The 19,017-nt window shown below is 70.3% G+C and carries 19 protein-coding genes; 10 read left to right on the forward strand and 9 right to left on the reverse strand.

Annotated features, from left to right (window positions below; genetic code table 11):
• Positions 1-1,158: a carboxylate-amine ligase gene (locus tag ABD056_RS10410; protein ID WP_343866500.1), complete on the forward strand. Its 1,158-nt coding sequence runs from the start codon at positions 1-3 to the stop codon at positions 1,156-1,158.
• A gap of 49 nt (positions 1,159-1,207) precedes the next feature.
• Here the strand turns inward: ABD056_RS10410 and ABD056_RS10415 are convergent, their stop codons facing one another.
• The 6 genes from ABD056_RS10415 to ABD056_RS10440 all read right to left on the reverse strand — a co-directional run bounded on the left by ABD056_RS10415 (position 1,208) and on the right by ABD056_RS10440 (position 8,571).
• Positions 1,208-1,555: a zinc ribbon domain-containing protein YjdM gene (locus ABD056_RS10415; RefSeq protein ID WP_343866501.1), complete on the reverse strand. Its 348-nt coding sequence runs from the start codon at positions 1,553-1,555 to the stop codon at positions 1,208-1,210.
• A gap of 108 nt (positions 1,556-1,663) precedes the next feature.
• The gene (locus ABD056_RS10420; protein WP_343866502.1) at positions 1,664-1,903 is read right to left on the reverse strand and encodes a type II toxin-antitoxin system Phd/YefM family antitoxin; all 240 of its coding nucleotides are present in this window, start codon (positions 1,901-1,903) and stop codon (positions 1,664-1,666) included.
• A gap of 68 nt (positions 1,904-1,971) precedes the next feature.
• Positions 1,972-3,264: a glycolate oxidase subunit GlcF gene (gene glcF / locus ABD056_RS10425; RefSeq protein ID WP_343866503.1), complete on the reverse strand. Its 1,293-nt coding sequence runs from the start codon at positions 3,262-3,264 to the stop codon at positions 1,972-1,974.
• 1 nt (position 3,265) lies between these two features.
• The gene (glcE, locus tag ABD056_RS10430; RefSeq protein WP_343866504.1) at positions 3,266-4,486 is read right to left on the reverse strand and encodes a glycolate oxidase subunit GlcE; all 1,221 of its coding nucleotides are present in this window, start codon (positions 4,484-4,486) and stop codon (positions 3,266-3,268) included.
• 25 nt (positions 4,487-4,511) lie between these two features.
• Positions 4,512-5,999: an FAD-linked oxidase C-terminal domain-containing protein gene (locus tag ABD056_RS10435; RefSeq protein WP_343866505.1), complete on the reverse strand. Its 1,488-nt coding sequence runs from the start codon at positions 5,997-5,999 to the stop codon at positions 4,512-4,514.
• A 196-nt stretch (positions 6,000-6,195) separates the two neighbouring features.
• Positions 6,196-8,571, reverse strand: a complete 2,376-nt coding sequence (locus ABD056_RS10440; RefSeq protein WP_343866506.1) for a DEAD/DEAH box helicase — start codon at positions 8,569-8,571, stop codon at positions 6,196-6,198.
• 242 nt (positions 8,572-8,813) lie between these two features.
• Here ABD056_RS10440 and ABD056_RS10445 point away from each other — a divergent pair, with 242 nt between their 5' ends.
• The 4 genes from ABD056_RS10445 to ykgO all read left to right on the forward strand — a co-directional run bounded on the left by ABD056_RS10445 (position 8,814) and on the right by ykgO (position 11,424).
• Positions 8,814-9,359: a hydrolase gene (locus ABD056_RS10445; RefSeq protein ID WP_343866507.1), complete on the forward strand. Its 546-nt coding sequence runs from the start codon at positions 8,814-8,816 to the stop codon at positions 9,357-9,359.
• Between the two features lie 22 nt (positions 9,360-9,381).
• Positions 9,382-10,083: an alpha/beta fold hydrolase gene (locus ABD056_RS10450; RefSeq protein WP_343866508.1), complete on the forward strand. Its 702-nt coding sequence runs from the start codon at positions 9,382-9,384 to the stop codon at positions 10,081-10,083.
• A gap of 159 nt (positions 10,084-10,242) precedes the next feature.
• On the forward strand, positions 10,243-11,172 hold the full coding sequence (locus tag ABD056_RS10455; protein WP_343866509.1) for a class I SAM-dependent methyltransferase: 930 nt from the start codon (positions 10,243-10,245) through the stop codon (positions 11,170-11,172).
• 126 nt (positions 11,173-11,298) lie between these two features.
• A complete protein-coding gene (ykgO, locus tag ABD056_RS10460) occupies positions 11,299-11,424 on the forward strand; it encodes a type B 50S ribosomal protein L36 (protein WP_343866510.1) in 126 nt (41 codons plus the stop codon).
• A 137-nt stretch (positions 11,425-11,561) separates the two neighbouring features.
• Here the strand turns inward: ykgO and ABD056_RS10465 are convergent, their stop codons facing one another.
• A complete protein-coding gene (locus ABD056_RS10465; protein ID WP_343866511.1) occupies positions 11,562-12,104 on the reverse strand; it encodes an RBBP9/YdeN family alpha/beta hydrolase in 543 nt (180 codons plus the stop codon).
• A 202-nt stretch (positions 12,105-12,306) separates the two neighbouring features.
• Between ABD056_RS10465 and ipdC the strand changes: the two genes are divergently transcribed.
• Together ipdC and ABD056_RS10475 are read left to right on the forward strand one after the other, a co-directional pair.
• A complete protein-coding gene (ipdC, locus tag ABD056_RS10470) occupies positions 12,307-13,950 on the forward strand; it encodes an indolepyruvate/phenylpyruvate decarboxylase (protein ID WP_343866512.1) in 1,644 nt (547 codons plus the stop codon).
• 158 nt (positions 13,951-14,108) lie between these two features.
• On the forward strand, positions 14,109-14,735 hold the full coding sequence (locus ABD056_RS10475) for an FMN-dependent NADH-azoreductase (RefSeq protein WP_343866513.1): 627 nt from the start codon (positions 14,109-14,111) through the stop codon (positions 14,733-14,735).
• A gap of 101 nt (positions 14,736-14,836) precedes the next feature.
• On the opposite strand, the gene ABD056_RS10480 is transcribed toward ABD056_RS10475, so the two are convergent.
• On the reverse strand, positions 14,837-15,082 hold the full coding sequence (locus tag ABD056_RS10480; protein ID WP_343866514.1) for a YfhL family 4Fe-4S dicluster ferredoxin: 246 nt from the start codon (positions 15,080-15,082) through the stop codon (positions 14,837-14,839).
• A gap of 50 nt (positions 15,083-15,132) precedes the next feature.
• A complete protein-coding gene (locus ABD056_RS10485; protein WP_343866515.1) occupies positions 15,133-15,381 on the reverse strand; it encodes a YfhL family 4Fe-4S dicluster ferredoxin in 249 nt (82 codons plus the stop codon).
• Between the two features lie 401 nt (positions 15,382-15,782).
• Here ABD056_RS10485 and ABD056_RS10490 point away from each other — a divergent pair, with 401 nt between their 5' ends.
• Genes ABD056_RS10490 through ABD056_RS10500 form a run of 3 tightly spaced genes read left to right on the forward strand, consistent with a single transcriptional unit; the run spans position 15,783 to position 18,918 of the window.
• On the forward strand, positions 15,783-17,525 hold the full coding sequence (locus ABD056_RS10490) for a 2-oxoacid:acceptor oxidoreductase subunit alpha (RefSeq protein WP_343866516.1): 1,743 nt from the start codon (positions 15,783-15,785) through the stop codon (positions 17,523-17,525).
• Positions 17,526-17,542: 17 nt separating this feature from the next.
• A complete protein-coding gene (locus ABD056_RS10495; protein WP_343866517.1) occupies positions 17,543-18,397 on the forward strand; it encodes a 2-oxoacid:ferredoxin oxidoreductase subunit beta in 855 nt (284 codons plus the stop codon).
• On the forward strand, positions 18,394-18,918 hold the full coding sequence (locus ABD056_RS10500) for a ferritin-like domain-containing protein (RefSeq protein WP_343866518.1): 525 nt from the start codon (positions 18,394-18,396) through the stop codon (positions 18,916-18,918). Before ABD056_RS10495 ends, ABD056_RS10500 begins: the two co-directional genes overlap by 4 nt.
• The last annotated feature ends 99 nt before the right edge of the window (positions 18,919-19,017 follow it).

The raw sequence follows: 19,017 nt of genomic DNA on the forward strand, positions 1-19,017 counted from the left end.
GTGGCCGCACCCGAGCCCGCCTTCACCCTGGGGATCGAGGAGGAATACCTCCTGGTCTCGCGCGAGACCCGCGACCTCGTCCTCGACTGCCCCGACGACCTGATGGAGGCCTGCGGCGAATCCGAAGCCGGCAGCGTCAGCCCGGAATTCCTGCGCAGCCAGATCGAGGTCGGCACCCGCATCTGCAAGACCGCCGGCGAGGCCCGCGCCTGCCTGGCGGAAATGCGCGGCGTGGTGGCGCGGGCGGCCAACCGCCACGGTCTGGCGCCCATCGCCGCCTCCACCCACCCCTTCGCCCAGTGGCAGGACCAGCGCCACACGCCGAAGGAACGCTACGCCGTGCTCGCCCGCGACCTGCAGGGGGTGGCGCGGCGCCTGCTCATCTGCGGCACCCACGTGCATGTGGCGATCGAGGATCAGGACCTGCGCATCGACCTGATGAACCAGGTCAACTACTTCCTGCCGCACCTGCTGGCGCTGTCCACCAGTTCGCCGTTCTGGCGCGGCGTCGATACCGGGCTCAAGTCCTACCGCATCAGCGTGTTCAACGAGCTGCCGCGCACCGGCCTGCCGGAACAGTTCCAGAGCTGGGGCGAGTACCAGCGCCACGTCAACGTGCTGGTGGCCGCCGGGCTGATCGAGGACGGCAGCAAGCTGTGGTGGGACGTGCGGCCCTCGGCCCGCTTCCCGACGCTGGAAATGCGCATCACCGACGTCTGCACCAACGTCGACGACGCGGCGGCCATTGCGGCGCTGTACGTATGCGTATTGCGGATGCTGTGGCGCCTGCGCCGCGGCAACCAGCGCTGGCGGCTCTACGCCCACATGCTGGTGCTGGAAAACCGCTGGCGCGCCCAGCGCTACGGCTTTGACGAGGGGCTGGTGGATTTCGGCAAGGGCGCCATCGTGCCCTACGCCGAGTTGCTGGACGAACTGCTGGCGCTGACCGCCGAGGACGCGGCGGCACTCGGCTGCGAGGCGGAACTGGCCCACTGCCGCCACATCCTCACCCGCGGCACCAGCGCCCACCGCCAGCTCGCCACCTACCGCACCGCCATCGCCGCCGGCGCCACGCCGGAAGAAGCGCTGCGCCAGGTGGTCGACTTCCTGATCGGCGAGACGGTGGCGGGGGTCGAGGTGGCACCCGGCGGGGCCTGACGCCCGGCGGGGCTCGGCCGCCGCCGGGAGAGAGAGCGTGAGGAAGGCCTCAAGCCTTCTTCACGAACTCCGACTTCAGGTTCATGGCGCCCAGGCCGTCGATCTTGCAGGCGATGTCGTGGCCGTCGGTGGCATCGGGGACGAGGCGGATGTTCTTGACCTTGGTGCCGCCCTTCACCACCAGCGACGAGCCCTTCACCTTCAGATCCTTGATCACCGTCACGCTGTCGCCATCGGCGAGCGGATTGCCGTTGGCATCACGAATGCCGCCGCCGCCGGCGCCTTCGGACGCGGCGGCATCGGCGGTATCCGGGTTCCACTCGTGCCCGCAGTCAGGGCAGTTCCAGAGGCTGCCGTCGTGGTAGGCGTTGTCAGAGCTGCACTGCGGACATTTCACCGGCGATCACCATCATTCCCGTTGCATGAGCGGCGCATGCTAAGCGACCGGAGCGCGCAGGGGAAGGGTGGAGAGGGCGGGCGGGGATTTGCCGACGGGCGCCCGCCGTCAATAGCGCCCCTCATCGCGCATCCGCCGCACGAAAGCGTCAGCGCCTTCCGGTTGCAGCGGCATGGGGTCGGTCAGGGCTTTCAGGTCGGACAGGGCAACGGGCCTGCGGCGGCCGGGCGGGGTAAGGCGCGCGACCTCCCGCCCCTCACTCATGATGGAAACGGCTTCCCCGGCCGCGGCCTGGGCGATCAGGTCTTCCAGATGTTCCTTGGCGTGCGCCAGCGTAACCTTGGTCATGACACCTCCCGCCGCCGATGGCCCCTTTCATATAGCTCCGACGCGCAGAGGCGGCAACGGCGGCCCCGTCACACCCCCGCCGGCCGGTCGCCGCCCAGGGCCCAGTCCAGCAGTTGCACCGTGTGCACGATCGGCACCCGCGTCCCTTGCGCGATCTGGGTCATGCAGCCGATGTTGCCCGCCGCGATGACGTCGGGCCGCACCGACTCGATGTTCGCCACCTTGCGGGCCAGCAGTTGCCCGGCCAGCTCCGGCTGCATCAGGTTGTAGGTGCCCGCGGAGCCGCAGCACAGGTGGGCCTCCGGCACCTCCTTCACCGTGAAGCCGGCGCGGCCGAGCAGGTCCTTCGGCTGGGTGCGCACGCGCTGGCCATGCTGCAGCGAGCAGGCGGAGTGATAGGCCACCGTCACCCCCGCAACTCGCGACGCATCGGCCGGTGGCGGCAGGTCCAGCTCGCACAGGAACTCGGTGATGTCGCGGGTGAGCGCCGAGACGCGGGCGGCGCGCTCCGCCCACTCCGGGTCGTGCTGCAGGAAGTGGCCGTAGTCCTTCACCATGGTGCCGCAGCCCGAGGCGTTGACGACGATGGCGTCCAGGCCCTCGCCCTCGATCTCGCGCATCCACGCCGCCACGTTGGCGCGGGCGAAGGCGCGGCCCTCCTCCTCCTTGCCCAGGTGATGGACCAGGGCGCCGCAGCAGCCGGCCTGCGGCGGGGCCACCACCTCCACCCCCAGGCGGGTGAGCAGCCGCACCGTCGCCTCGTTGATGGCGGGGTCGAGCGCCGGCTGCACGCAGCCCTGCAGCAGCGCCACCCGCTTGCGCCGGGCGCCAACCGCCGGGAAGGTACCGGGGCGGTTGGCGGCGGTGGGGGCCGGCATGGCGGCGGGGGTGAACTTCAGCATGCCGCGCAGGCGCTCCGGCAGCAGCCCGGCGAAGGGCTTGCCGAGCCGGGCCGCCGCCATGGCGGCGCGGAAGCGGCCGGGGTACGGCATCACGCGGGCCAGCATCTCGCGCAGCAGGCGGTCGGCCAGCGGGCGGCGGTAGGTCTGGTCGATGCGGGCGCGGGCGTGGTCCACCAGATGCATGTAGTCGACGCCGGACGGACAGGTGGTCATGCACGACAGGCAGGACAGGCAGCGGTCGATGTGCTTGACCACCTTGTCCGTCGCCGGGCGGTCGTTCTCCAGCATGTCCTTGATGAGGTAGATGCGGCCGCGCGGGCTGTCCAGTTCGTCGCCGCGCAGCACGAAGGTCGGGCAGGTGGCGGTGCAGAAGCCGCAGTGGACGCACTTGCGCAGGATCGCCTCGGCTTCCTGCAGGGCGGGGTCGCGCAGTTGCTCGGGCGTGAAGCTGGTCTGCATGTCAGGCTCCCTCCGCCATGCGGCCGGGATTGAGCACGCCGGCGGGATCGAAGGTTTCCTTCATGCGGCGGGTGAGCGCGGCCAGCGGCGCCGGTTGCGGCTCGAACACCGGCACCGTGGCACGCACCTCGGCCGGCGCCCGCAGCAACGTCGCATGACCGCCGCCCCCCGCCGCCACCGCCGCCCGCAGCACCTGCGCCTGTTCCGCCGGGGCGGGACCGGAGAGGGTCAGCCACACCAGCCCGCCGCCCCAGTCATAGACCGCCCGCACCGCCCCATGCGCCTGCACCGCCGCCACCACCTGCGGCCCGGCCAGGGGCGCCACCGAAATCCGCCACAGCAGCGCCTCCGCCGCCTCCTCGCGGAAGGCGGCGCCGTCGCGCACCGCCGCCCAGGCGGCGGCTGCCACCTCGGGCGCCAGAGTGGCGGCGGGACCGAAGGTGCCCAGCTCGCGGCAGAGGGCGGCGGCGCGCCATTCCACCGACGGCCCCGGCCCTTCCACCCGCACCAGCGTCACCGCCTCCCCTGCCCCGGCCACCACGGCGGCGGAAAGCGCCGCCGGCACATGGGCGGCACCGACCACCTCGTGGCTCGATTGCAGGGCGGCGGCGAGGCAGCGGTCGGCGGCGGCATCGTCGAGGCCGCGCACCGCCACCGTCGCCGCCTGTTCCGGCGCCGGCAGCACCTTCAGCGTCACCTCGGTCAGCACCGCCAGGGTGCCGAAGGAGCCGGCCAGCAGCTTGCACAGGTCGAAGCCGGTGACGTTCTTCACCACCTTGCCGCCGGCCTTGAACAGCTCCGCCCGGCCGCCCACCGCCTGACAGCCGAGGAAATGGTCGCGCACCGCCCCGGCGGCGATACGGCGCGGCCCGGCGGCGTTGCAGGCCACCAGCCCGCCCACTGTGCCCGCCCCCGCCGCCCCGCCATAGAGCGGCGCCAGATCCGGCGGCTCGAAGGCGAGGTGCTGGCCGCGTTCGGCCAGGGCGGCGGTGATTTCCGCCAGCGGCGTGCCGGCGTGGGCGGTGAGCATCAGTTCCGCCGGCTGGTAGTCGAGAATGCCGGACAGGCGCGACAGGTCCAGCGTCGCCGGCGCCGTCACCGGCCGGCCGAGGCCGTCGCGGCTGCCGTGGCCCTGGATGCGCAGCGGCGTGCGGCTGTCCACGGCCCAGGCGACGGCGTCGCGCACCTGCTCCGGCGTGGCGGGGGAGAGGATGTCGGTCATGGGCTCTCGCGGCCTGAGGGGATGGTCAGAAGCGGGGAAGATCGGGGAACGGCAGCCGGCCGCCGGAGACATGCAGCTTGCCCAGTTCGGCGCAGCGGTGCAGCGTCGGGTAGACCTTGCCGGGGTTGAGCAGCTGCGCCGGATCGAAGGCGCATTTGATGCGCTGCTGCTGCTTCAGGTCGTCCTCGCCGAACATCACCGGCATCAGGTCGCGCTTTTCCACCCCGACGCCGTGTTCGCCGGTGAGCACGCCGCCCACCTCCACGCACAGTTTGAGGATGTCGGCGCCGAAGGCCTCGGCCCGTTCCAGCTCGGTCGGCCGGTTGGCATCGAACAGGATGAGCGGATGCAGGTTGCCGTCGCCGGCATGGAACACGTTGGCGACCCGCAGGCCGTGGGTCTCGGCCATCTGCTGCATGCGCTGCAGCACCTGCGGCAGGGCGCGGCGGGGGATGGTGCCGTCCATGCACAGGTAGTCCGGGCTGATGCGGCCGACCGCCGGGAACGCCGCCTTGCGCCCGGCCCAGAAGGTCATGCGTTCCTCGTCGCTGGCGGAGACGCGCAGCGCCATGGCGCCGTGGTCGCGGCCGATGGCCTCCACCCGCGCGATCAGGTGTTCCACCTCCACCGCCGGCCCGTCCAGTTCGCAGATCAGCAGCGCCTCCACGTCCAGCGGGTAGCCGGCATGGACGAAGGCTTCGGCGGCGTGGATGGCGGGGCGGTCCATCATCTCCAGCCCGGCCGGGATGATGCCGGCGGCGATGATGGCGGCGACGCAATCCCCCGCCGTCTCGTTGCCGGGGAAGCCCATGAGCACCGCCCGCGCCGTCTCCGGCCGGCGCAGGATGCGCACCGTCACCTCGGTGACGATGCCGAGCATGCCCTCCGACCCGGTGACGACGCCGAGCAGGTCATAGCCGCCGGCATCCAGGTGCTTGCCGCCCAGGCGGACGATCTCGCCGTCCGGCAGCACCATCTCGACGCCGAGCAGGTTGTTGGTGGTGAGGCCGTATTTCAGGCAATGCACGCCGCCCGCATTCTCCGCCACGTTGCCGCCGATGGAACAGGCGATCTGGCTGGAGGGATCGGGGGCGTAGTAGAAGCCGCGATGGGCCACCGCGGTGGTGATGGCCAGGTTGGTGACGCCCGGCTGGGCGACCACGCAGCGGTTGTCGAAGTCGATGTCGAGGATGCGGTTGAAGCGCCCCATGCCGATGGTCACCGCATCGGCCAGCGGCAGCGAGCCGCCGGACAGCGACGTCCCTGCCCCGCGCGGCACCACCTTCACGCCGTTGTCGTAGCACCAGCGCAGGATGCGGCTGACCTGATCGGTGGTTTCCGGCAGCACCACCACCAGCGGCAGCTGGCGATAGGCGGTGAGCGCGTCGCACTCGTAGGCGCGCAGCTCGTCCTCGTCAACGATGACCCCTTCGCCCGGCACGATGCGGCGCAGGGCGTCCACGATGTCGGACCGCCGGGCGATGGTGCCCTGGTCCGGCGCCGGCATGCGCATGCGGCGGTTCCTCCCGTCCGACGGCATCCTTCGGGATGCTCACGTTCCCGCCATCATAGGCAGCAGCGGTCGGCCGTGACAATGCCGGAACGGCCCCATCGGAACCGGCGGTTGAGCCCGGCCGCAAACGCCACAGGCCCGGACGCGGGTCCGGGCCTGTGGGTCAGTGCAGGGAGCGGATGCCTCCGCCCGGCGGTCAGTCGCCGCTGGAGGGCACCGGCGGCACCGGCTCCGCCGCGGCGGTCTCGCCGGCGGCGGCAGCGGCAGCGGCCGGCTTCTTGCGCGGGGCGCGGCGCTTGGCCGGCGCCTTCTCCACCGTTTCGGTGGTGCCTTCGGCCGTGGTGGTCTTGCGCACGCGGGTCCGCTTCGGCTTCGGCGCCGCCTCGGCCTCGCCGGCGGCAGCGGCCTCGGGGGCAGCACCCTCGGCGGCGGCGGCCGGTTCGGCGGCCTTCTTGCGGCTGCGCGGCGCGGCGGTCCTGGCGGCCGGCTTCTTCGCCGCCGGCGCCTTGCGGGCGGCGGGGGCGCGCTTGCGCTTCGGCGTGGCGGCGGGCGCACCCTCGGCATCGGTCACCGCATCCTGAGCGGCAGCGGCCTCGGCCACCTGCTCGGCGGCGGCAGCGGCGGTCGCCTCGACCTCAACCACCGGTTCGGCCGGCACCGGCGTGTCGGCAGCCAGCTCGGGCTGCTCCGGCGCCTGCGGGGCGGCGGTGACGGCCATGGCGGCGGTGTCGCCCTCCGCCCGGTCGCCCTTGCCGCGACGACGGGTGCGGCGGCGCTTGCGCGGCTCGCCGGCGGCACCGTCAGCGGCGGCATCGGCGATGGTCACGGCCGCGTCGTCCGCGCCCGCATCCCCGTCGTCGGTGTCATCGGCGGCGACGCTGGCCGCTTCGTCGGCAGCGGCGGCTTCACGGGCGGCGCGACGCTTCTCGGCCTCGGCCTCGCGGCGTTCGCGCTCGATGCGCAGGCGCTCGCCCTCGACCACCGGGTCGACCAGGATGAAGGCCGGGGTGTGGGCGCCGAACGCCAGGGCGTCGGGGCCGTGCTCCATCTCCTCGACCTCCCAGGCGGGATGGTCGCGGCGACCACGGCCGCCACGGCGGTCACGGTCGCGATCACGATCGCGGCCGTTGCGGTCGCCACGGTCGCTGCGCTCGCCCCGTTCCGGGCGGTCGCCACGGTCGCGGCGGCGGTCGTCGCGGGCCTCGCGGCGCGGCTCGTCGCGGCTTTCCTCGCGCTTCGGCTCAACGGCGGCGGCGGGCACGGGGGCCGGAGCGACCGGCGCGGCCTCAGCCGGGGCCGACGGCGCCACGGCGGCGGCAGCGGCCGGGGCCTCGCCACCCCGCGACGGCTCGCGCCGGCGCTGGTCGCGGTCGCGGCCACGGTCCTTGTCCTTGCCGTGGGCGGGGCGACGACGGCGCTTGCGGCCATCATCGGGCGCCAGCTCGCAATTCTCGACCGTTTCGAGCTGCACCCGCGGGATCTCCTTGCCGATCAGCTTTTCGATGGCGTCGACGTACTTGGTGTCGTCGGGCGTCGCCAGGGTATAGGCGTGGCCTTCCTTGCCGGCGCGGCCGGTGCGGCCGATGCGGTGGACGTAGTCCTCGGAATGGCTGGGCACGTCGAAGTTGAAGACGTGCGACACGTCCGACACGTCGATGCCGCGCGCCGCCACGTCGGAGCACACCATCAGGCGCGCTTCGTTCTTCTTGAAGCGCTCCAGCGTCACCGTGCGCTCGTTCTGCGGCATGTCGCCGTGCAGCTGAACCACGTCGTAGCCGTGCTTGGACAGCGACTTGTAGAGGATCGCCACGTCGCGCTTGCGGTTGCAGAAGATGAAGGCGTTGCGCACGTCCTCGCGGTTCAGCAGCTCGCGCAGGGCGCGGCGCTTGTCCTCGTGCTCGACGATGGCCATCTGCTGGACGACGGTGGCGGCGCTGGACTGCTTCGGGCTGACGCGCACTTCCTTGGGGTTCTGCAGGAAGGCGTCGGCCAGGCGGCCGATCTGGGCGTCCATGGTGGCCGAGAAGAACAGCGTCTGGCGCATCTTCGGCAGCAGCGACACGATGCGCTCGACATCGGGGATGAAGCCCATGTCGAGCATGCGGTCGGCTTCGTCGATGACCAGGATCTTCACGTCGGTCAGCAGGATGCGGCCGCGGTCGAACAGGTCGAGCAGGCGCCCCGGCGTGGCGATCAGCACGTCGACGCCCTTGTCGAGGGCCGAGACCTGATCCTTGAAGCTCTCGCCGCCGATGAGCAGCGCCATGTTGAGCTTGTGATACTTGCCGTAGAGCGTGAAGTTTTCCGCCACCTGGGCGGCCAGTTCACGGGTCGGCGCGACGATCAGCGACCGCGGCATGCGCGCCTTGGCGCGGCCGGCGGCGAGGATGTCAATCATCGGCAGGGTGAAGCTGGCCGTCTTGCCGGTGCCCGTCTGGGCAATGCCCAGAACGTCGCGGCCCTGCAGCACGACGGGAATAGCCTGCTCCTGGATCGGCGTGGGCGTGTCATAGCCGACGTCGTCGATGGCGCGAAGGGTTTCCGGAGACAGCCCGAGATCGGAAAAGGTCATGCGTGTGGAGTTCGGCCTACGGGAAGTGGCGGGGGCGGGCGCTTCGAAAACGGTCGGCGCAGGCCCGGGGCCAAGAATTCGGTTCGGATGCGGATAATAGAGCGGGAAAAGCCGCTGTCAACGTTCGCGGAACGGTCCGGCCCCCGGCAGCTTGGCCGAGGGGCGAAATTCGTCTACCGTCGGGCGTCGACGCGGCGCCTTTTCCGCCGCCAGAAGAACGTTTCAAACAGCGGGAGGATGCCATGTTGATCACCGGAGAAAGGTCTTCGCTCCTTGTCGTCGACGTGCAGGAAAAACTCTGCCCGGTGATGGACGACCCCCGCGCCGTGCTGCACAACGGCGCCCGCCTGATGCGCGGCGCCGCCCGCCTGGGCATCCCGGTGACGGTGACCGAGCAGTACCCCGAGGGCATCGGCCCCACCATGTTCGACCTGCGCGAGCTGACCGGCCCGGAAAACGTGCTGCAGAAGCGGACCTTCTCAAGCGCCGCCGAAGAGACCATCGTCGCCCGCCTGCGCGACTTCGGCCGCCCGCAGGTGGTGGTGTGCGGCATCGAGGCGCATGTCTGCGTGCTGCAGACCGCCCTCGGCCTGAAGGAAATCGGCTACGACGTCTATGTCGTGCGCGACGCCTGCTCGTCCCGGCGCGTTGCCGACCGGGATGCCGCCTTCGCCCGCATGGCGGCGGCCGGCGTCGGCGTGGTGACCACCGAGATGGCGCTGTTCGAGTGGGTCGGCGATTCCCGCCACGAAGCCTTCCGCGAGATCAGCAAGACCCTGATCAAATAAAGAAGAAAGGGAGTTTTTCCGCATGTCCAGGATTTCGCTGGTGCTGGTGCCCGGCCTGCTGACCGACCGCGCCCTGTTCGCCCCGCAGCTGGAGGCGCTGTCCGACGTGGCCGACATCACCGTCGCCAACGTGGTGGAAGACGACAGCATGGAGGGCTTCGCCGCCCGCCTGCTGGCCGATGTGCCGCAGCAGTTCGCCATCGCCGGCCTGTCCATGGGCGGCTACATCGCGCAGGAAGTGATGCGCCAGGCGCCGGAGCGCGTGCGCGGCCTCGCCCTGCTCGACACCAACGCCCGCGCCGACCGTCCGGAACAGCAGGAAGCCCGCCGGGAGTTCGTGCGCCGCGCCGAGTCGGGCGATTTCATGGACGTGGTGGACGAGATGTACCCCCTGCTGGTGGCGCCGAGCCGCCTGGAGGACGCCGACCTCAAGAAGACCTGCGCCGACATGGCGGCGCGCGTCGGCGTGGTCGGCTTCGCCCGCCAGCAGAACGCCATCATCAACCGCCCCGACGGCCGCGGCGACCTGAAGGCGGTGCGGGTGCCGGCCCTGGTGCTGTGCGGCGCCGAGGATGCCATGACGCCGCCCAAGGTCCACCAGGAGATGGTCGACCAGCTGCCGGACTGCGAGTACGTGGTCATCGACGGCTGCGGCCACCTGTCCACCCTGGAGGCGCCGGAAGCGGTCAACACCGCCTTCCGGCAGTGGCTCGGGCGGCTTTGAACGCCCCGGCTGCAGCCCTTTGCGCACCCCCGGCAGCCGCACCAACGCCGGGGGTGATTTTTCCTCGCCCATGCGCTACACATTTGCGTGGAAGTTCACACGCAGGATGAGGAAACGCTCTTGGCCCGCGGGGGGAGCACGACGGCTGGCGGCGGTTTGATGGGGTTCCTGCGGCGCGGCAAGAAGGCCGGCGCCGACACCGCGGCTGAAAAGGCCGCTGCCGCCGCCGCGGCCAAGAAGGAAAGCGTCTTCAAGGCGCCGCGTCCGCCGGAAGGCCCGCAGGACCCGGCGTGGCCGAAGGCGCGCGTGCGCCTGATGGACCGCATGTGGGGCCTCGGCCACGTCCTGCCCGGCGGTGACGAATACGTCGTCGACCTGTTCCGCGTGTTCAGCCCCAACAACTCCATGTCCATGCTCCAGGTCGGCGCCGGCATGGGCGGCGACGGCCGCGCCCTGGCGCTGGCCTTCGGCGTCTGGGTGACCTGCATCGAGCAGTCCGAGGTGCTCGTCGAGTCGGGCATGAAGGAAAGCTACAAGCACGGGCTGGAAAAGAAGGCGCCGGTGGTCAGCTTCGTGCCGGAACGCATGAAGCTGCGCCCCAACGGATTCGACGTGGTGTTTTCCCGTCTGGGCCTGCACACCCTGCCCGACAAGGAACTGACCATCGAACAGATGGCCATCGGCCTGAAGCCGTCCGGCCAGATGCTGCTGATCGAGTTCATGCCCGGCGAAAAGGCCGATCCGGCGGTGCTGGAGGCCTGGGCGGCGGCGGAACCGCAGACCCCCTACCTCATTTCCGGCCCGCGCATGGCGGAACTGATCCGCAGCCACGACCTCGACCTGCGGGTGGTGCAGGACGTCAGCGCCGAATACCGCAAGCTGGTGATGCTGGGCTTCGCCAGGTTCCTCGCCACCCTCACCCGCAAGGAGATCGAGAGTGACCGCGAGATGGGCCGGGCGCTGCTGAAGGAAGCGGAAATGTGGATGCGCCGGCTGGCGCTGATCGACGCCGGCGTGCTGCGCGTCGTGCGCTTCCACGCCATCGCGCCGGCCACCAAGCGGCGCAAGGCGCTGCCGGTGGTGGAGTAACGGCAGCAAAAGCGCCCCGGGCGGTGGAAAAGGCTGTGAAAAAGCCTGATTCCGGCGTTGACAGCCCCCCACCCGCCCCGTATGTTGCGGCCTCTTCACCGAACAGGGTTTTTCGAGGGACAGGTCATGAAGGTCCGCAACTCTCTGAAGTCGGCCAAGACCCGCGACAAGAACTGCCGCATCGTGCGTCGCAAGGGCCGCGTTTACGTGATCAACAAGAAGAACCCGCGCTTCAAGGCCCGCCAGGGCTGAGGACGCGAGACGGGTAGCGCCCTGGGCAGTCGGGGCGCGTTCTTCGCGAAGACCACACGAAAAAGCCGCGCATGACATGCGCGGCTTTTTCGTTTGCCCGCGCCGCAGCGGCGGCGGCGCCACAGGGCGCGCGCCGGCTACAGCATCCCCGCCACCAGCCGTTCTGCCAGATCCCAGCGGCCGTGGCCGCTGGCGGTGTTGATGTGCCCGGCCTCGCCGGCATCCAGCAGCGGCGCGCCCCAGGCTGCCGCCACCGCCTCCGCCCGCGCGAAGGTCATGTAGGGGTCGTTGCGGCTGGCGACGACGGTGGCGGGAAACGGCAGCGGCTGCCGGGGCAGCGGCGCGAATCCCCAGATCTCCGCCGGCACCACGGCCTGATCGTCCACATCGGGCGGTGCCACCAGCAGCGCGCCGCGCACCGCCGCGACGCTGCCCTCGCGGCTCCAGTGGGCGATGGTGGCGCAGCCGAGGCTATGGCCGACCAGCACCACCTGCCCTGCCCGCTCCGCCGCCGCCTCCTGCACCGCCTTTTCCAGCGCCTGCATCCAGTCGGCGAGGTCGGGCCGGTCCCAGTCGGTCATCTCCACCCGCCGGGCCTGCGGCAGACGGGCCTGCAGGTGGGTCTGCCAGTGGTCGGGGCCGGAATTGCCGAGTCCCGGCACGATGAGGACGGTGGTCATGGCCTGCTCCCTGTGGGCGATCCTGCCGCCGACGGTTGCAGAATGGCGGCGCCGAGGCAAGGACGGCGGCGCTCTACCACTTTCAGGAAAATCGTTTGACCATCAGGAAATAGGGACTGGGCGACACGCCGCCATCCGCGTTAGCCTCGGCGGCAAGACCGGCCCGCGAGCCGGACGACCGAACAGGGAGACGACCCGTCCCATGCCCACCTTGAGCGAAGTGCTGCTGACCGCGCTGAAGGACCACGGCGCGCGCGAGATCTTCGGCATTCCCGGCGATTTCGCCCTGCCCTTCTTCCGCTATATCGAGAGCACCGGCATCCTGCCGCTGCACTGCCTGAGCCACGAGCCCGGCGTCGGATTCGCCGCCGATGCCGCCGCCCGCATCCACAAGGGCCTGGGCGTCGCCTGCGTCACCTATGGCGCCGGCGCGCTCAACATGGTGAACCCGGTGGCCGGCGCCTATTCCGAAAAGTCGCCGCTGGTGGTCATTTCCGGTGCCCCCGGCAAAGGCGAGAAGGGCCGCGGCCTGTTGCTGCACCACCAGGCCAAGACCATCGAAAGCCAGTTCCGCGTCTACCAGGAAATCACCTGCGCCCAGGCGGTGCTGGACGACACCCGCACCGCCCCGCGCGAGATCGCCCGCGTGCTGCGCGCCTGCCTGGACGAAAGCCGCCCGGTCTATATCGAAATCCCGCGCGACATGGTGGCCGAGCCCTGCGAGCCGGTGCAGCCGCTGCCGCCGCGCCGGGGCGACCCCGATGCCGTGAAGGCCTGCGCCGCCGAGGTGCTCGCCCGCCTGAACGCGGCCAAGGCGCCGGCCCTGCTGATCGGCGTCGAGGTGCGGCGCTATGACATCGAGGCCCAGGTGGCGGAACTGGCCCGGCGCCTGAACATCCCCGTCGCCACCACCTTCATGGGCCGGGGCCTGCTGGCCGACTCCGACGCGCCGCTGGTGGGCGTCTACATGGGGCTGGCCGGCAAGCCCGACGTGCGCGAGATCATCGAGGAGTCGGACGGGCTGCTCATGCTCGGCGCCATCCTGTCGGACACCAACTTCGGCGTCTCCGGCCGTCGCATCGACCTGCGCAGCGCCATGCTGGCGGCCGACGGCGAGGTCAGCCTCGGCTACCACAAGTATCCCAACCTGCCGCTGGCCGATGTGGTGGAGGAACTGCTGGTCCAGGCCGAGGCGCCGCCCGCCGCCGCCGGCGGACGGAAGCCGGAGCCGCAGCTGTGCCCGACCGGCCTCACCGCCGACGAGGCCGCCGTCGGCCCCATGGACATCGCGCGGGCGGTCAACGACCTGTTCGCCAGCCACGGCCCCATGCCCATCGCGTCGGACATGGGCGACTGCCTGTTCACCGCCATGGACATCGTCAACACCGCCCTGGTGGCCCCCGGCTACTACGCCACCATGGGCTTCGGCGTGCCGGCCGGCATCGGCCTGGCGGCGGCGACCGGGCGGCGGCCGCTGATCCTGGTCGGCGACGGCGCCTTCCAGATGACCGGCTGGGAACTGGGCAACTGCGCCGCCAACGGCTGGGCGCCCATCGTGATGGTGTTCAACAACGCCAGTTGGGAAATGCTGCGCACCTTCCAGCCGGAGGGCAGCTACAACAACCTCGCGGAATGGAAGTTCGCCGCCATCGCCGAGGCCCTGGGCGGCGCCGGCCATCGGGTGACGTCGCGGGCGGCGCTGAAGCAGGCCCTGGATGCCGCCGTCGCCGACGACGGCCGCTTCCACCTGATCGAGGTGATGCTGGAACGCGGCGCCATCTCCGACACGCTCGCCCGCTTCGTCGCCACCATCAAGGGCACCAACCAGCCGCCGCGCGAAAGCTGACGGCATCAGGCAGGGGCGCGGCACCGGCCGGAGAACGGCGCCGCGTCCTTTTTGTATCCTCGGCGGAAACAACTCTGTTCCTGCGACGGCGTTTATCGCGCTGGCGGCACCGATTATGTTGGTCTCACGCAAACGCATCCGCTTCGGAGACCACCGCCATGACCCTGCTTCACATCGATTCGAGCCCGCTCGCCGACGCCTCCGCCTCCCGCCAGCTGACTGCCGCCATCGTGGCGGCGGCGCAGGCGGCGCGGCCGGGCCTGACCGTGGTTCACCGCGATCTGGCGGCGACCCCGCCGGCTCACCTGGGCGCCGATGCCCTGGCGCCGCGCATGCTGCCGGCCGACCAGCTGACGCCGGCCCAGCAGGCCGAACTGGCGCTGACCGAGGAACTGCTGCGGGAATTCCTGGCGGCCGACATCGTGGTGGTCGGCGCCCCCATGTACAACTTCTCCATCCCCAGCCAGCTGAAGGCGTGGATCGACCGCATCGCCGCCGCCGGCCGCACCTTCAAGTACACCGAGAACGGCCCGGTCGGCCTCGCCGGCGGCAAGACGGTGATCGTCGCTTCCACCCGCGGCGGCCTCTACAGCGAAGGGCCGGCTGCCGCCATGGACCACCAGGAGGCCTACCTGAAGACGGTGTTCGGCTTCCTCGGCATCACCGACGTCCGCTTCGTGCGCGCCGAACGCCTGAGCATGGGCGCCGAGCCGCGCAGCCAGGCCATGGACGCCGCCCTGGCCGGCATCAGCGCCGTGCTCAGCCACGACGCCGCGGCGGCGTAAGGCGTCTCTCTCTCGCTCTCCTGCCTTCCGTCCTGCCCGTCCGGCCGAGGCCGGCGGCGGGCTCCCCCAGGCACCGCCGCCGGCCTCGGCCTTTGGGGGCGTCAGGCGTGCAGGGCCTCGTACTTGGCCCGCAGCTCGCCCTGGGTCTCCAGGTGCGCCGGGTCTTCGTGGATGCAGTCGGCAGGGCACACGGCCACGCATTCCGGCGAGTCGTGGGCGCCGACGCATTCCGTGCAGCGGCCCGGATCAATGTGGAAATAGATGTCGCCCATGGAGATCGCTGCGTTGGGGCAGACGGTCTCGCAGGCGGCGCACGCCGTGCAGTCGTCGGTAATCAGCATGGCCATGACAGCTCTTTGCCTCGTTCCTGGGGCGCCGTCCGCGCGCCCCGAGGTCGTTACGAGGCGAGCAGCAGGCGCCGCTTTTCCATCAGCCGCGCCCGGTCCTCCTGGAACTCGGGGTGCGGCACCACGCATTCGGTCGGGCACAGCGCGGCGCACTGCGGTTCGTCGAAGGCGCCAACACACTCGGTGCACTTCGCCGGGTCGATCTTGTAGGCCGTCCCGTCGAAGTCGATCGCCATGTTGGGGCAGTCGTCGACGCATCCGCTGCAGCCGATGCAATCCTCGCCGATCATCATCGCCATGTTTGCCACCTCCGCACACGCCCGGCATTGACAATTCGCAGAAAAACAAGGGTTTTTCAGGCGCTCCCACAGGCAGACTATATACTCCGGGCGGTCCCGCTGGCGTTAGTGCTTTCGGTATAAAACGGGGGTCCGGACGCATCCCCGGACCAGTATTTTTCTGTCGGCTGTCGACAGAAGGCGCTGCGGATGAGAGTGCAGTGCAAAATCGCTCTTTCATCCCGACGGCAATTACGGTTATATGGGGGTCAGGCGCCAGGAATGGCTGTGCCGGTAGCCCCCAGACCGATGCACCACGAAGGCCCCGCCCGCGCCGCCCGCACTGTGTTGCCGGCGGCGGGAGTGGGTGACACTTCACGCCCGGACGCCCTTGAGAACGCAGACTGATGGGGATCACCTCGATGGCCTTGAATTCCGTCTCTATCGCCCTGACCGGCAGCGGCGGCGCCGGTGTCATGACGTCCGGCCAGGTGCTCGTCGATGCCGCCGCGAAGGCTGGCTGGTACGGCCTGATGGCGCGCTCGCTCGGCCCGCAGATCCGTGGCGGTGAATCCGCCGCCCTGCTGCGGTTGTCGCCCTCGCCCGTGCAGTCCATGGATGACTGCTACGACCTGATGCTGGCGGTGGACTGGGGGAACATCGAACGCTTCGCGTCCGAAATCCCGCTGACCTCCAAGTCGATCATCATCACCGATCCGGAACAGGGTGACGTGCCGGCCATCATGCTGGCGAAGAACCCGATCATCGTGCCGATCCCGCTGAAGGAGATCGCCGCCAGCGTGCCCCAGGGCCGCGTCAACATGGTGGCGCTGGGCATCGTCGCGGCGCTGGCCGGCGTGCCGGAAGAATTCTGCATCGAGGTGCTGGCCGCCGCCCTGAAGAAGAAGGGCCCGGAAGCGCTGGAAACCTCCATCGCCGCCATGCGCGCCGGCGCCGCCCATGCCGACAAGGTGCAGGGCGTGCCGAAGCTGGACGCGGCGGTGAAGACCGACAAGGAGCGCTGGTCCATCACCGGCAACGAGGCGACCGGCCTCGGCGTGCTGCGCGGCGGCGTGCGCTATGTCGCCGCCTACCCCATCACCCCGGCGACGGAAGTGCTGGAATACATGGCGCCGCAGCTGCCCAAGCTGGGCGGTTGCCTGGTGCAGGCGGAGGACGAGCTGGCCTCCATCAACATGGTGATCGGCGGCAGCTTCGGCGGCGTGCCGGCCATGACCTCCACCTCCGGCCCCGGTCTCGCCCTGATGACGGAAGCCATCGGCCTCGCCGTCGCCTCGGAAACGCCGCTGGTGGTGGTGAACGTGCAGCGCGGCGGCCCGTCCACCGGCATCCCGACCAAGTCGGAACAGTCGGACCTCAACATCGCCGTCTACGGCCTGCACGGCGACGCGCCGCACATCGTGACGGCGCCGACCTCCATCGCCGACTGCCTGTTCACGGCGCAGTGGACCGTCTACCTGGCGGAAGCCATGCAGGCGCCGGCCATCCTGCTCAGCGATCAGGCCATGGGCCAGGCCCGCGCCATCATCGACCGGCCGGCCGACGTCGCCTTCATCGGCCAGCGCCTGACCCCGGCGATGACCAATGGTGCCATCGACGAAGGCTACCTGCGCTACAAGGTCACCGCCGACGGCGTCTCGCCCATGGCCATCCCCGGCATGAAGGGCGGCGAATACACCGCCGACGGCCTGGAGCACAGCCCGCGCGGCACGCCCTCCACCCAGGCGCAGCACCACCAGGAACAGCTGGACAAGCGCGAGCGCAAGATCACCGGCTTCGACTACGGCAACCACTGGGCCGAGATCGAGGGCGAGGGTGAGATCGCGGTCGTCACCTGGGGTTCGGTGACCGAGCAGGTGCGCGAGGGCATCGCCCGCGTCGCCGAAGCCGGCGGCCCGAAGGTGAAGCTGATCTCGCTGCGCCTCATCGCCCCGGCCCTGCCGGAGAAGATGGCCGCGGCGCTCGCCGGTGTCTCCAAGGTGCTGGTGGTCGAACAGTGCCACGGCAAGCAGTTCACCAAGTACCTGAAGGCCAGCTACGGCCTGCCGCCGGTGGTGCAGACGCTCAACCGTCCCGGCCCGCTCGCCATCCGCCCGTATGAGGTCGTCGCCGCGCTTGATGCGCTGGCCGCGGCGTCCGCCTGAGACCGGAGGACAGACCCATGAACATCCAGGCTCCGATCAAGACGGAACTGACGTTTGCCGATTACAAGTCCGACCTGAAGCCGGTGTGGTGTCCGGGTTGCGGCGACTATTCGGTGCTGTCGGCCATCACCAAGGCGCTGGCGACGCTCCAGCTGCCGCGCGAGAACACGGCGCTGATCTCCGGCATCGGCTGCTCGTCGCGCATTCCGGCCTATACCTCGGTCTATGGCTTCCACACCATCCACGGCCGCGCCCTGCCGGTGGCGACCGGGCTGAAGACCGCCCGCCCCGACCTGACCGTGCTGGTGGCCGGCGGTGACGGCGACGGCTTCTCCATCGGCGGCAACCACTTCCTGCACGCCTGCCGCCGCAACGTCGACCTGACCTACATCGTCATGGACAACTCGGTCTACGGCATGACCAAGGGCCAGGCCTCGCCGACCACCGAAAGCGACTGGACCGGATCGAAGCTGACCCCGGAAGGGCCCGGCGTCGCCGAGTTCCAGCCGCTGGAAATCGCCCTGTCGGCCGGTGCCAACTTCATCGCCCGCGGCTTCTCCGGCAAGCCGAACGAGCTGGTGAAGCTGATCTGCGAGGGCATCAACCACCCCGGCTTCTCGCTCATCCACGTGCTCAGCCCGTGCATCACCTTCCGCCCGGAGCAGCGCGAGTACAAGAGCATGGTCCACGACGGCTTCGGTGGCTTCGGCTTCGACGACGGCACCCCGGATCGCCGCGAGGCCTTCCGCCGCCTGATGGAAGACGACGGCTACAGCTGCGGCGTGCTGTTCAAGGGCAACACGCCGGCCTTTAAGGCGGCGACCGCCACCCCTGCCACGCTCGCCGACATGGAAAGGAAGTTCGCCCTATGACCGGGTTCAAGGACATGACCGGCGTGCCCGAATTCCTGGCGCACGCCATCACCCTGGAGCAGGAAGCCGCCGTCCGCTTCGACGAACTGGCCGACATGCTGGAGGTCCACAACAACCACAAGGGGGTGGTGGAGCTGTTCCGCAAGATGGCCCACTTCTCCCGCCTGCACCTGGCGGAAGCCAAGGACATGGCCGAAGGCATCGCGGTGCCCAAGCTGGCGCCGTGGGAGTTCAAGTGGCCGGGCGAGGAAAGCCCCGAGTCCGGCGCCATCGAGGACGCCCACTACCTGATGACGCCGCACCACGCGCTGTCGCTGGCGCTCGCCAGTGAAACCCGCGGGTTCGACTTCTATCAGTCGCTGGCCGACAAGGCCGCCGATGCCGACGTCCGCCGCATGGCACAGGAGTTCGCCGACGAGGAGGCCGACCACGTCGCCACCCTGAAGGAATGGCTCGGCCGGTATCCGACGCCCGATGCCGCCTGGGCGGAGGACATGGACCCGCCGGTGTCGGTGGACTGACATCGCCAGTTGCCGGCTGCCCGACTCTCGCAGGGTGGCAGGCCGAACGAGCGAACGGCACGGGGGCGACCCCGTGCCGTTCGACGTTTTCCGATGTCA

This window comes from Caenispirillum bisanense, assembly GCF_039523075.1.
Classification (GTDB): domain Bacteria; phylum Pseudomonadota; class Alphaproteobacteria; order Rhodospirillales; family Rhodospirillaceae; genus Caenispirillum; species Caenispirillum bisanense.

Coding starts and splice junctions, on each gene's coding strand:
- ABD056_RS10420 (WP_343866502.1), bottom strand. CDS start 1,903: ATGACCAAGGTTACGCTGGCGCACGCCAAGGAACATCTGGAAGACCTG.
- glcF (WP_343866503.1), bottom strand. CDS start 3,264: ATGCAGACCAGCTTCACGCCCGAGCAACTGCGCGACCCCGCCCTGCAG.
- glcE (WP_343866504.1), bottom strand. CDS start 4,486: ATGACCGACATCCTCTCCCCCGCCACGCCGGAGCAGGTGCGCGACGCC.
- ABD056_RS10435 (WP_343866505.1), bottom strand. CDS start 5,999: ATGCGCATGCCGGCGCCGGACCAGGGCACCATCGCCCGGCGGTCCGAC.
- ABD056_RS10440 (WP_343866506.1), bottom strand. CDS start 8,571: ATGACCTTTTCCGATCTCGGGCTGTCTCCGGAAACCCTTCGCGCCATC.
- ABD056_RS10445 (WP_343866507.1), top strand. CDS start 8,814: ATGTTGATCACCGGAGAAAGGTCTTCGCTCCTTGTCGTCGACGTGCAG.
- ABD056_RS10450 (WP_343866508.1), top strand. CDS start 9,382: ATGTCCAGGATTTCGCTGGTGCTGGTGCCCGGCCTGCTGACCGACCGC.
- ABD056_RS10455 (WP_343866509.1), top strand. CDS start 10,243: ATGGGGTTCCTGCGGCGCGGCAAGAAGGCCGGCGCCGACACCGCGGCT.
- ykgO (WP_343866510.1), top strand. CDS start 11,299: ATGAAGGTCCGCAACTCTCTGAAGTCGGCCAAGACCCGCGACAAGAAC.
- ABD056_RS10465 (WP_343866511.1), bottom strand. CDS start 12,104: ATGACCACCGTCCTCATCGTGCCGGGACTCGGCAATTCCGGCCCCGAC.
- ipdC (WP_343866512.1), top strand. CDS start 12,307: ATGCCCACCTTGAGCGAAGTGCTGCTGACCGCGCTGAAGGACCACGGC.
- ABD056_RS10475 (WP_343866513.1), top strand. CDS start 14,109: ATGACCCTGCTTCACATCGATTCGAGCCCGCTCGCCGACGCCTCCGCC.
- ABD056_RS10480 (WP_343866514.1), bottom strand. CDS start 15,082: ATGGCCATGCTGATTACCGACGACTGCACGGCGTGCGCCGCCTGCGAG.
- ABD056_RS10485 (WP_343866515.1), bottom strand. CDS start 15,381: ATGGCGATGATGATCGGCGAGGATTGCATCGGCTGCAGCGGATGCGTC.
- ABD056_RS10490 (WP_343866516.1), top strand. CDS start 15,783: ATGGCCTTGAATTCCGTCTCTATCGCCCTGACCGGCAGCGGCGGCGCC.
- ABD056_RS10495 (WP_343866517.1), top strand. CDS start 17,543: ATGAACATCCAGGCTCCGATCAAGACGGAACTGACGTTTGCCGATTAC.
- ABD056_RS10500 (WP_343866518.1), top strand. CDS start 18,394: ATGACCGGGTTCAAGGACATGACCGGCGTGCCCGAATTCCTGGCGCAC.